12 protein-coding genes are annotated in these 12839 nt (G+C 41.2%); all 12 read left to right on the plus strand.

From position 1 onward, the window contains the following. The first annotated feature begins 4 nt into the window (after window positions 1–4). Window positions 5–1402 (plus strand): O-antigen ligase family protein, encoded by a 1398-nt coding sequence (locus tag EP58_RS10315; RefSeq protein WP_036093127.1) that lies wholly within the window; start codon window positions 5–7, stop codon window positions 1400–1402. Further along, the gene (locus tag EP58_RS10320) at window positions 1390–2289 is read left to right on the plus strand and encodes a hypothetical protein (RefSeq protein ID WP_052171435.1); all 900 of its coding nucleotides are present in this window, start codon (window positions 1390–1392) and stop codon (window positions 2287–2289) included. The genes EP58_RS10315 and EP58_RS10320 overlap by 13 nt, the downstream gene beginning before the upstream one ends. Continuing rightward, complete coding sequence (locus EP58_RS10325; protein WP_241481011.1) at window positions 2255–3022, plus strand: glycosyltransferase family 2 protein; 768 nt, start codon at window positions 2255–2257, stop codon at window positions 3020–3022. Before EP58_RS10320 ends, EP58_RS10325 begins: the two co-directional genes overlap by 35 nt. 9 nt (window positions 3023–3031) lie before the next feature. Further along, window positions 3032–4360, plus strand: a complete 1329-nt coding sequence (locus tag EP58_RS10330; RefSeq protein WP_308738476.1) for a UDP-glucose dehydrogenase family protein — start codon at window positions 3032–3034, stop codon at window positions 4358–4360. 11 nt (window positions 4361–4371) lie between these two features. Next, the gene (locus EP58_RS10335) at window positions 4372–5016 is read left to right on the plus strand and encodes a sugar transferase (protein WP_052171436.1); all 645 of its coding nucleotides are present in this window, start codon (window positions 4372–4374) and stop codon (window positions 5014–5016) included. Then, the gene (locus EP58_RS10340; RefSeq protein ID WP_036093130.1) at window positions 5016–6176 is read left to right on the plus strand and encodes a glycosyltransferase family 4 protein; all 1161 of its coding nucleotides are present in this window, start codon (window positions 5016–5018) and stop codon (window positions 6174–6176) included. The genes EP58_RS10335 and EP58_RS10340 overlap by 1 nt, the downstream gene beginning before the upstream one ends. Next, on the plus strand, window positions 6173–7645 hold the full coding sequence (locus EP58_RS10345) for an oligosaccharide flippase family protein (RefSeq protein ID WP_036093131.1): 1473 nt from the start codon (window positions 6173–6175) through the stop codon (window positions 7643–7645). The genes EP58_RS10340 and EP58_RS10345 overlap by 4 nt, the downstream gene beginning before the upstream one ends. A gap of 15 nt (window positions 7646–7660) precedes the next feature. After that, window positions 7661–7906 carry a helix-turn-helix domain-containing protein gene (locus tag EP58_RS10350; RefSeq protein ID WP_036093132.1) on the plus strand — a complete coding sequence of 82 codons (246 nt, stop codon included), beginning with the start codon at window positions 7661–7663 and terminating at the stop codon, window positions 7904–7906. A gap of 16 nt (window positions 7907–7922) precedes the next feature. Beyond that, window positions 7923–8849 (plus strand): NAD-dependent epimerase/dehydratase family protein, encoded by a 927-nt coding sequence (locus EP58_RS10355; RefSeq protein ID WP_036093133.1) that lies wholly within the window; start codon window positions 7923–7925, stop codon window positions 8847–8849. Window positions 8850–8865: 16 nt separating this feature from the next. Next, a complete protein-coding gene (locus tag EP58_RS10360; RefSeq protein ID WP_036093134.1) occupies window positions 8866–9264 on the plus strand; it encodes a cyclic nucleotide-binding domain-containing protein in 399 nt (132 codons plus the stop codon). Window positions 9265–9442: 178 nt separating this feature from the next. Beyond that, on the plus strand, window positions 9443–12187 hold the full coding sequence (locus EP58_RS10365) for an immunoglobulin-like domain-containing protein (protein WP_036093136.1): 2745 nt from the start codon (window positions 9443–9445) through the stop codon (window positions 12185–12187). Window positions 12188–12250: 63 nt separating this feature from the next. Continuing rightward, window positions 12251–12793 carry a DUF4352 domain-containing protein gene (locus EP58_RS10370; protein WP_036093138.1) on the plus strand — a complete coding sequence of 181 codons (543 nt, stop codon included), beginning with the start codon at window positions 12251–12253 and terminating at the stop codon, window positions 12791–12793. Window positions 12794–12839 lie beyond the last annotated feature (46 nt).

Below are 12839 nucleotides of genomic sequence, written 5' to 3' on the forward strand. Positions count from 1 at the left end.
TGGAATGGTTGTAATGAAGGAAAGTTGGAAATTAATTATTTGCATGTTGTTGCTTTGTTTTGGCGTTGTGGCAAGTCTATTAAGTGGTATCGGCATTATCATGGCGATTTGTGTTTTGCTACTTGTACTCGTATTCATGCTTGATTTTAATAAGATAGAATATGCGCTTTGGATTGGGATTGTTGTGACTTCATTTTTTGGTTCCTATTTAGGGTTGCCGGGGAATAATAGTATTTTTCTTTTTCGGGTTTTGTTGTTATTACATGTTCCGTTGTTTCTGTGGAAGTTGTCGCGGAATCGATTAGGTTATAGCAAAATGGAAAAAGTGATTGTGATTCTGATTATGTGTTGGTTGTTTGGAAATGTGGCATCGATGCTTTGGGCGAATTATATCAGTGCGACGTTTCGTTATCTGTATTTTGTTTTTGAGGCGGGGTATTTGATTTTAATTACGCTTTATCATGTGCGTTCGAAAAAGGATTTGGCGCTGCTTACGTATTTTATTAGTGCGGTATATGGTTTTTGTCTCGTTATTGGCTTGATTGAGGTTTTGACGGGGTGGCATATGAGTCTTTCGGGAAATGTGTTGGAGTATACGCAGGAACGGCATAAATATCGGCCGGCGGGATTGCAATATAATTATAATGATTTTGGCGCGTTTTTGGTGATGTTTTTGCCATTGGTTGTGTGGGGCATTAATACGTGGAAGTGGCATGTGAAGTATGTATTGATTGTTGCGGTTGTTGGTTTGAGTGGTTTTTTAGTTATCAATACGTATTCGCGGGTTTCGATGGTGATTTGGATTATCGAGGTGGTCGTGCTGTTAATTCTTTGGTTTAGAGTGTGGGGTGTGATTGCTTCGGTCATTGGGTTGCTGGCAATTGTGTCTGTGAACGTGTTGCACCTAGGGGCCGAGAATAGTAGCTTATTCACAGATGTGGTTTCGGCTTTTACGGAAAAAGGTGGATCGACGAATGAGCGATTGATGATGTACCAAAAAACGTTGCAAATTATTAATGAGTCGCATTTTTTAGGTGTTGGCGTTGGGAATGTTCCGATTGAGTTGAATAATTCGATTATGGGCCATGGGACGATGGATAACGCGTATCGGGCACCGCATAATTTTATTCTAGAAACAGTCGGGAATATTGGACTGTGGTCATTCTTTTTATTCGCGGTGATTGTGATGGTGTTGATTTTGAGTTTGAAATATCTTTTCGTGCATATGAAATACGGCTTTTTTGCAGTCGTTCCAGTGTTAATTATGGCTGAATTTTTAAGTGCGTCGGTTGGGATTAGTACGATTATTGAGATTCGGTTTTTGTGGATTTCGTTAGGGATTGCGCTGGCGATTGTTAGTAATCAGGCTTTTTGGAGGAGAGATGGTGAATGGGGTTTTTAATCGGGGTTGTCGGGATTGTGCTGGCTGGTTTTGGAGCAATTGGGCTGTATAGCTGGTTCTACAAATCGCGACGAATTGAGATTTTGCAGCAGATGCTGGAGAAAAAGCAGGAGTATGCGGATGGGATTGCTGAAAATAAGATTGTGATTGCTGGTGGTAGTGAGGTTTTGTATAGTTTTGATACGGATTGTTTGAGTGAGCATCTAGGTGTTCCCACGGTTAATTTGGGCTCTAATATTGGGTTTGGCGCGGGTTTTATTATCGATCAAGCGAAATTGTGTTTGAAAAGTGGTGATACGTTGGTGCTATCGTTGGCATACGGGTTGTACGATCGACCGTTGTATGATGTTTTTGCGTATGAGTATTTTCGGATGTATGATCGGGGTCAGTTGTATCGCTTTACTTGGAAAGAGCGTGCGTATTATTTGATGAAAAATTTTGTGTTGAATTTGCGTTTTGAGGAGAAGTCGTTTGATATGAGTCCATCGGGTTTTTATCGAAATATTCATGGTTGCGAATTGCCAAAGCATAAAAAAATACCACTGCAGTTTGCGGAATTTGAGGAGAATGCGGTGACAGCTAATTTGCTAGCTTTAAAAAATTATTGTGAACGGCATCAGATTGAGTTTTACCTCACGTATCCGGATACGGTGTATTTTGAAATGTATGAGATGGAGCCGTTTTTTGGGGAATTGGAGTCGTTTTTAACGCAGCATTTTCATGTGTTGGGAAGTACTAGTTTGTATATGTATGATTCGGAATATTTCTATAACTCTGTTTACCACGTGAACAAGAAAGGGCAAGCGGAGCGTACGAAAAATATGTTAAAAGAGTTAGGAAGGAGGTCCGTTCGTGGGCGAAAAGCGGTGGATAGATGGCCGAGTTAGTGTGATTATGCCTTGTTATAACGGTGAAACGCATATTCAAGAAGCGATGGAAAGCGTGATGGCGCAGACGTATCAGAATTGGGAACTTATTGTTGTCGATGACGGTTCAACGGATGCGAGTCGGCAGATTGTGGTGGAGTACGTGAGGCGAGATAAGCGGATTGTGGCGCTAGAATCGGCTGGAAATGAAGGTGCTGCTATGGCTAGGAATAAGGGCATGGCGATGGCCAGTGGGCGATACATTGCTTTTTTGGATAGCGATGATTTTTGGGCGACGAATAAGTTACAAAAACAGTTGGAGTATATGAGAAAGCTGGATGTAGGTTTTACTTTTACGGCGTATCAAAGTGTGGATGAGCGGGGCGATTTGAAAAAAATTATCCGAGTTCCAGAAACGATGACATATCAAAAATTGCTTCGGAACACGATTATTGGTTGCCTCACTGTGATGTTGGATCGGAATATTGTTGGTGAAGTTAGGATGCCAAAACTCCGGTCGAGGCAGGATACAGCGACGTGGTTAGGTATTTTGAAAAAAGGTCATGTGGCGTATGGGATACCGAATGTATTGGCTTATTATCGTGTTGTTTCGGGGTCATTATCGAGCAACAAATGGAAAATGGTACGCGCGAATTGGCGAATGTATCGTGAAGAAGTAGGGTTACCAGCTTGGCGCGCTTCGTATTGCATGGTTGGCTACATGGCAAATGCGGTCAAAAAGAGAATTTTTTAGGGGTGTGAAATGATGGAGAAGATTGTAATGGCGGGTGTCGGCTATGTCGGACTTGTGACGGGGGTGAGCCTGGCGCAGACTGGGAAGCATGTTATATGTGCGGATATTAGTGAGATGAAAATCGCTCAATTAGAAGAAGGAATTTCACCGATTTATGAGCCGGGATTAGAGGAGATGATACAGCAGAATCTGGAGAAAGGAACGCTGCATTTTACGACAGATATGAGGGCGGCTTATGCGCAAGCGGATATCATTTTTATTTGTGTTGGGACACCTGAGGAATTGGATGGATCGGCGAGTTTGAAATTTATTTACGAGGTGGCAGATGATATTGCGAACTATGCGCGCGAAAATACACTGATTGTGATGAAGTCGACGGTTCCGGTGGGGACGAATCGGCAGTTGATTGATTATATCAACGCGCGTCGAAATGCAGAAGAGCAGTTAGAAATCGTCTCGGCGCCAGAATTTTTATCGCAGGGGACGGCAGTTAAGGATACGCTTGAAGGTTCGCGGATTGTGCTTGGTGTCGAGACTTTGCAGGCGGAAAAGCGGATGCGTGAAGTCTACGCTGGCTTCCATCAGCCGTTTGTCGTGACGGATTTGGTTAGTGCGGAAATGATAAAGTATGCGTCGAACGATTTTCTGGCGTTGAAGATTTCGTTTATTAATGACATTGCGAATCTATGTGAAGTGTTGGGCGCGAACATTGATGGCGTCACGAGCGGTATGGGACTTGACCCGCGTATTGGCAAGGCGTTTTTGAATGCTGGTGTTGGTTATGGTGGCTCTTGTTTTCCGAAAGACACGAAGGCGCTGTATCGTCTCGCGGAAGATGCGGGTTATAAAATGCGTACTGTCAAAGCGGCGATTGATGTGAATCAGGCTCAAATTTATAAATTATTGCATCGGGCAGAGGCGGATTTTGGGAGTTTTGCGGGTAGGAAAGTTGCTGTGTTGGGGTTGACGTTTAAGCCGAATACGGATGATTTGCGGGAGTCGCCAGGGATTTGGAATGTGTTGGAGCTGGTGAAGGCTGGCGCCAATGTGACGGTTTATGACCCAGTTGGGATGGAAAATGCGCGTCGTGTGTTGGGGGATCGTGTGACGTATGCGAAATCGGCATTAGCGGGTATTACGGATGCGGAAATGTGCTTTATTTTTACGGAATGGCAGGAAATTGTGGCTTTGACGTCGCAGGATTTTAGTGAAAAAATGCGTCGGGCTCATGTGTATGATGGCAGGAATTGCTTTGATATAGCGGAAATGAATGATGTGCATTACGTGTCGGTGGGACGTCCCGAAAGGCAGATCGGGCAGCTGGAACTATTGAAGTAAAGGAGGCGTAGATGATTATGCTGATAAGTAAGATAGTCAGGACTGGTTATTGTAGCAGTAAACGGATGATGGATATTATGGGGGCGTTGATTGCAATCGTGCTCCTCTCGCCAGTTTTTCTGATTGTGGCTATTGCGATTAAGTTGGAGGACGGTGGAACGGTTATTTTTAAACAGGAACGTAGTGGGGAAAATGATACGCCGTTTGTGATTTATAAATTTAGATCGATGACGGAGCGGGTTGCGAGTAGTTCGGATAGTGCGTACACATGGGATAATGGCGTTCCGGATACGTTTATTTTTAAAGATACAGGGGAGCAGGATGCGCGTGTGACGAAGGTTGGGAGTTTTATCCGGAAGTTTAGTATTGATGAGTTGCCACAATTTGTGAACGTGCTGTTTGGCAATATGTCGCTTATTGGACCGCGTCCAGAGATTGTGCCAATTACGTCTTGCTACTCGGAAAAGCAGAAACAGCGATTGATGGTGAAGCCTGGCATTACCGGTTGGGCTCAGATTAACGGTAGGAGCGATATTAATAACGGGGAAAAAATTCGTCTGGATTTAGAATATATTGAGAAACAGACCGCGATGTTAGACATCATTATTTTTTTCAAAACGGTATGGTTAGTTATCGCGGGGAAAGGATCGATTTAATGACAAAACGGCGAATTTTAATGTTATCGAGTGATTTTTTACCGAATATTGGAGGCGTTGCGGCGTATGTGTATGAGGTTAGCAAGCAACTTTTGCAGGAGGGGCACGAGGTAACCGTACTTACAAAATATGACGGTTTCGGCTGGAAAATTAGAGAGGAAATGTTGGACGGCTTGCGGGTGATTCGAGTTCCTTTTGCGCCAGTTAAAAAGTTGCAGGATTTGGAGTACGTGGTGCGAACACGGAAGATTATCAAGGAGTTAATAGCGCGCAAGACGATTGATGTTATTCATTGGCACACGCTGAATAAGGATTCAAAAGTGATGCGGGGTATCCAATTTCCGCAAGGTGTGATTGTGCATACGAATCATTTCGTTTGGTTTCGGGAGATGTATCGAGCTGGTCAGTTTGCGAAGTTACAACGGATGATTCCATTTACTGATCATATTATTGCGCCAAGTTATGAGATTGAGGAGATGAGTCGTGCTGTTTTTCCGGATGATGGCGTGACGCGAATTCCGAACGGTGTTGATCCGGCGAGTTTTTACCCAGATCGGCAGCTTGGCGCGAAAATGAGGCTAGAGCTTGGCGTTCCGGACGATCATACAGTGGTTGTGACGACCAATCGGATGTCTGAGGAGAAAGGGATGGGCTATTTGATTGACGCGATTCCAGACCTACTTCGAAAATACGAAAAACTAAGCTTTGTCTTGGCAGGCGACGGTCCTGAGCTGAACTATTTTGAGAAAAAAATCAGTGAAAGTACACGGAAAAGTCCGAGAGTTCACTTTCTTGGCCGAATTAGGAACAGCGATATTTTACCGATTGTAAATGCTGGTGATATTTTCTTGCAAACGTCTTTAGAGGAAGGTTGCAGCATCTCTGTTTTGGAGGCAATGGCTTGTGCGAAACCGGTTGTGGCAACAATGGTTGGTGGGAATCCTGATATTGTGCGGCATAGGGTTACAGGCGTGATGATTGCGCCAAAATCGAGTGATGCGGTGGCTCAAGGTTTAGAAAAACTGATTTCTGACACTGAAAAAGCCGTTTTGTACGGTGAAAATGGGAAGAATGTGATACAGGCTGAGCTAAATTGGGAGCAGCTAACGAAACGCATCATCGCGCTTTATAATGAGTCATTGGTGCGGAAGTTAGGATGAGTAAGCAGAAAGTAAACTATATCTTAATGATGCTATATCAATTTTTTATGGTAATCACGCCATTAATGACAACACCGTATGTGGTACGAGTTTTAGGGCCAGAAAAAATTGGGGAAGACGCGTACGCCAATTCCTTTGTACAGATGTTTTTAGTGTTTGTCATGCTAGGAATTGCGAGCTATGGTAAAAAAATTATTGCAATGGTAGATAGTGAATTTGGTGCGAAACCAGATAGCCAGAATGAACATAAAAAAGCTCTGAAAGAAGAGTTTGGCAGTATTTTTGGTATTCAGTTTGTGGCGATGTGGGGCATGCTTATTTTGTATTTATTGCTCGTTACGTTGTTTTTTAAAGGCAGTGTCGTTTTTTATCTATATGGATTTATGATTATCGCGTATGGATTTGATATTTCGTGGTACTTCATCGCACGTGGGCAACTCAAGAAAATCATGACGCGAACGGTGTTGATACGGATAGTCACGATTACAAGTATTTTTTTACTAGTAAAAACGGAAGAAGACCTTTGGATTTATGTGTTTGCTAACTGTTTTTTACTACTACTCGGGCAAGTATACATTTGGTTTTTCTTGATTCGTGAGTTAGGTGGCTTGTCTATTCGCAGGGAAAACTTGAAAAAACATGTCAAATCTATTCTCGTTTTGGCAGTTATACCTGTTTCGGCGATGGTGTATATATCCGTGAATCGAGTCGTCCTTGGTGCTGTGCAAGGTGAGGTGGAGGTTGGATATTACAATCAGGCGTATAAGCTGTATACGATTGGATTGTTATTCGTTCAAGCGCTGGCGGCTGTGCTAATGCCGCGACTCGTTCACTTTTATGAGACGGGTGAGATGGAGCGATTTAAGGAGATGATAGCCTTTTTCTTTCGCTACATTTGTGCCTCTATACTGCCGGTTTGTCTAGGTGTGGCTGCTGTTTCCACTGCTCTTATCCACGTTTTTCTCGGCGCTGCTTTTATGCCCGTGGTACCGGTGATCGTTATTCTCATTTTGTCGTTGTTTTTAGCGGCGATGAGTGATTTGTTCGGGATGCAAATTATGGTGATTCGCGGTCAGAACCGGGCGTATGCTTATTCGGGAATTATTGGTTCCGTCGCGAGTTTTGGCTTCAACTTATTTATCGTGACAGTGTTGGCAAGTGAAGGAACGGCGCTAGCTTTTCTTGCCGGAAATTTAGTTATTGTGTCGATTCAACTGTATTTTATTAGAGATTTGTTAGGTTTGAAGCAGATTATCAAAATGATGTTGCCGTACTTACTGTATAGTTTAGCGATGATGGCATGTATTCTAGCGGTTCCACACGTTTATTCTGGATCATCATTTTACACACTAGTGATTCAATGTGCTGTTGGGCTTGGGAGTTATGTAGCGATATTGTTCATTCGACGTGACGAAATTTTATACTATATCATTGCGAATTTTCGAAAAAAAACAATTGTCAAAAGATAAAAGGATGGAAGAGATATGAAGGCTAATATATCGAAGGAAGCAAAACTACAATTTCTTGATGATTATTTTGTATCAACGAAAGAAGCGGTAGACATGTTACAAATATCCAAACAAAATTTTTACTCGCTTGTCAATCGTAATAAAATTGAGCGGGTGAACAAGTCTGGAGTAGTGCTTTATTTTAAAGATGAAATTAAGGAACGATTGAATTCTCAGGAGGACTTGCGGTACAAGTATCGTCCTTTTGATTACAGAAAATAATGAAAGAGGTTTAACTATGACAACGGTTTTAATAACGGGAGGATTGGGCTTTATAGGCTCACATTTAGCTAATCGACTGGCTGCTGAAAATAAAGTCGTGATTATCGATAATTTATCTACGGGGAGAAGGGAGAACGTAACGCCATATGAGAATATTACGATTTATGAAGGAGATATTACAGATAAAAAAATAGTCGCGCGTATTTTTGAGACACATCAATTTGATTATATTTATCATTTGGCTGCGGTTGCTAGTGTCGCTGAATCTGTGGAAAGGCCCCATGAAACGTTTGAAACAAATTTTATGGCGACGGTTTTGTTGTTGGAACATGCTAAAAATCAAGCGCAAGAAGTGAAGCGTTTCGTATTCGCCTCATCGGCTGCGGTTTTTGGAGATGAAGAAACGATGCCTAAAACAGAAATATCGCCGGTGAAGCCGCTAACTCCTTATGCGATTGACAAATTGGCGTCAGAGCAGTATGTGTTGGCATACAAGACGTTATATGGATTAAACACAAGTGCAGCTCGGTTTTTCAACGTATATGGGATGCGGCAAAATCCAGAATCGCCTTACTCCGGCGTGATCTCACTTTTAACAAAGGCATTCATAAAAGAAAGCACCTTTCAGATTTATGGAGATGGCAATCAAACGCGTGATTTTATTTTCGTAAATGATGTAGTAGATGCGTTGGTATTAATTGCAAATCGTGAGGAATCTAACGGCGAGGTATATAACATTGGAACGGGTCAGCCGACTTCACTCAATGATTTAATTGGTCAATATCAAGTGGTAACGGGAAAAGCGATGGAAGTCTCACATTTACAATCACGACGCGGGGACATTCGAGTTTCACTAGCCGGCATTGAAAAATTAAAACGCTTAGGATTTGAGCCGAAATACAGCATTTACAGAGGACTAAAAGTTTATTGGGAAAATTGCTAGAAATGAGGTGTAAAAGTTGGAAGAATTAATCCGATTTTTGACAGAAGATCATTATTTGAAAAGCGCTTATACAAAGGTGATGGAGTGGAAACAAGGCGATGTCGTTTATTGCAACGGCTGGGATAAAGACTGCGTTGGTTGCATCACGCAAGGACAGGCTGTTATGCGTTTGTGCTATGAAGGCGGGGAGCAGACGGTGACTTTTTTAGAGCAATATGATTTATTAGGCGTCGAGAATTTAACAGAAGAAGTGACAGAAATAAGTGGTGGGGCTTATGAGGTTATCGCGTTAACGGATGTCACAACATTTACTGCAAAACGAGACTACTACTTAGATCACATGTACGCCAATCCGAAATATTTTCACTGTGTTTTATCGCAATTAGCGAAGAAAAGTCTGGCACCACTAGTGTGATACGTGCATTATTTCACGACCAATTAATGCGTATTTACATGCATAAATTGGCGGGATTATAAATCAGGGATAGTATAGACTTCTATTTGGGTCTGAAAAACGTTTAAGAATTTTATATCGATTACCTCACATGGGGAGATTTGATTAAAATATAAATTATAATTCAAAGGAGATAAAGATGAATCAATCGAAAAACGTAATTTTGAAAAAAGCTGTTGCCATGAGTGCAGTAGCAATGATGACTTTGCCAACGATTGCAAACGCAGAAGAGGTAGTAACAGCTCCTGAGGTGAAAATACAGAGTAAACAAGCACAAGTTATTGAACCAAGTAAAAAGCAAGACAGCAATGAGCAAGTGAACGAAAAACAGGCTGTGACACCATACATCAGTGGTGGGACAGGATTTTCTAATAAATTTGAGGCTTTACAGAATGATAACGGAGTTGTGAATGTTAGAACAGCATCAAACGCGCTAATTGCTTTCGGTATTGGCGTTCAAACAAAGACAACGATTAAAATCGATCCAGAAATTGCACTGCCATTCTTTTCAACACCTAACTGGAAAGATTATATTTCAGGAACAGTAGACCGTTTGAGTATAGCCAGCATCGGAAATAGCCAGATTACTATGAAAAAGCTATTTGAGAAGAAAACTGGTCTGATCTCAGGCTATGACGAAGCGTTCTACGATGAGAAAAAGCAAGAATTAGTTATTTTAACACCAAAATATGTGGCAGCCGCAACCCAATACCAAAATGTAAACATGTATATCGACCTTGGAAAGTGGAGTAAGGATACAGGCCGTATTGTAGAAAATAGAGCCAATTATAAATTTAATATGGTTAGTAAACCAAATGATTTAGCAGCAAATTGGTCGTGGGGCGATGCAAATTCGATTTTGTTCGGCATACCTGAAAACAGCTGGGTAGAAAATCATGTTGATCCAACGACACTAGAAACATCAGATAATCATAAATTCAAAGGCAGCGCAACACAAAAAATGGCTAACCGTCATGACGCGTACTTCTCTATTTCGCTTACAGTAAATGGTATGGATTACAAAAATGATGTACAGATCAATGGAGATGGAACATGGGAATACGATTTTGGAAGCTATTTAAAAGATGGCGATGTTGTTGGTGCTACTGTAATCGCGAATGAAAAAGAAGCTCATGAAAACGCGATTATAGATATTAACAAATCCAAAGAGACCAAATATACGGTCGGTGAAGATAGCACATCATGGGAAGATTGGAACATAGTAGAACCAACAATTTCCGATGCTTACGATGGAGAAACAATGATTACAGGCATCATCCCGGAGCAAAACTATCAAAATGGTCGAACGTACAGCTTGGTCGTGAAAGTAAATGATAAAGAAGTTTACACGCAAGATGACATCGAAAAAGGAGTATACAATGCCCCAATTTTCGGTGCAAATCTAGTAAAAAACGATAAAGTCGAAGCCTGCATCATCGGTCATGAAGCAAACAAAGAAGACAAAACCAGCCAAATTGCCTCAACTATCGTCAAAGACAATAAAGACGAACAAGCAGATTGGGATAAATGGGAAGTGAAATCGGCGATTCTAAATGATGTAACATCCGGCGCTCGTATTATTTCCGGTCTTGTACCAGCTCAAAACAAATTCAACGGCAGAAACTACGAAGTCAAAGTAACAGTCAACGGCGAACAAGTTGGAACAAAAGCATTCTCATTTGACGGCGGAGAATACAATATTGCGTTGAATAAAGACTTAGATTACAAAGACGAAGTAAAAGCCATCGTCATTGGCCACGAAGCAAATGAAGAAGACAAATCCAGCGAAGAAACAACAAAAATCGTAGCCGATAAAACAGGATGGGAAGATTGGAAAGTCGAAAATCCAACCATTTCCAAATTGACTGAAGGTGATAAAAAAGTAACAGGCCAAGTTCCAGCACAAGATGAAGAGTTTGGACGTACCTACACGATAGACCTGTATATCAATGACGAAAAAACTGCTACAAAAGAAGCCAAATCAAAAAGCGATTTTGAATTCACACTAACAACACCACTTGAAAAAACCGACAAAGTATCTGTTGAAATCACAGGCCACCAAAAAAATTACGACAACAAAATGAGCGAGCCCATCACAGCAAACGTAGAAGCCATTGTTACAGCACTAACCGGCAATGACTACAATTTTGACGCGCACGATGAATATATCACTGGTGCGCATTCTCGCGACATCAAGAAAGTCAAAATTTTTGTCAACGGTCACGATTACCAAACAGCTGCAACAAACAATGACGGTGAAGGGAGCTATAAAATCTATGCCCGCCAATACATCACAAAAATCACTGATAAAATTGTCATTAAAGGCTTGAATGCAGATGGGCAAGTAATCAAAGAAACACCTGTAAACATTGTAAAAACGCCAACAACTCTAGAAGCAAACCCATTCGTAGTCAAACAAGATGAGTTAATTTCCGGAACAGCAAGTGATGACGTCAAGAAATTAAAACTCGAAGTCAACGGTAAAATCGTCAACCAAGTAACACCAAAAGACGGCCAATTTGAGATTTATACGAACGGTTACGTGAAAGCAATGACCGATAAAGTAAAAGTAATTGCCTACAATGACGAAGATGTACTTCTGAAAGAGGCCACAATCACGCTAGACGATGCTTCAAAAAACTCAGCATTAACGCATAATCCATATAAATTAGGCGATGATTTACTAACAGGAAATGTTTCTGAGGACATTGATAAAATCAAGCTAATCGTTGACGGCGAGACACTAAATAATGTTTATACAACCAATGGCGAATTTTCAATGTATGCTTTAGGTTTTGTAAATGCAAATAGCAAAAAAGTTGAATTAGTTGGCTACTCAAAAGCCGGTTTTGAACTAAAACGTACCACAGTAGAAGTTCAATAAAATAGATAAAGCCGTCCGCCAAGTCATGTTTTAGGTGGGCGGTTTCTGGAGAGGAGTATAACAATGAAAAAAATAATCGTAACCCTATCGATATTAGCAACAACACTAAGCTTAGCAGGTTGCAGCACAGGGGAAGAAGCCGAAACAACAAGTTCCAGCAATGATACAAGTAAACAAGTCCAAAAAGTAGACGAAAACAATAAACAAACCTCAAAATCAGAACTCAACAAAGAAAAAATCATGGGAGGTATCGCGATTACTCCCCAATCTTTCCGAGCAATACAAGACGATAGCATCAACACAAATACAGACCAACTCGTCAAAGTAACGGTGAACGTGAAAAACAACAGCAAACAAGAGACGGGAATCAGTTCTGCTCCATTTTTTCTGAAAAATAAAGGCGGGAAAGAGCTTCAGTTTTATGGAGAACTAAACGAATTTGGCACTATAATCGCACCAGGAAAGTCAGTCAAAGGCGAAATCTATTATATCGCGGATAAAGCAGCAACAAGCTATGAACTAATCTACAATCCAAGTGCGGTAACGAATGAAAAGAACGTAAAACAGCATAAACTAATTTGGAAGTTAGAGGGGCTAACCAAATAAAAGCGATTTTGTAGATATTTAATCAGTCAATCAATGAAATCTTTTT

The organism is Paenilisteria newyorkensis (assembly GCF_000766145.1).
GTDB classification, from domain to species: Bacteria; Bacillota; Bacilli; order Lactobacillales; family Listeriaceae; genus Listeria_A; species Listeria_A newyorkensis.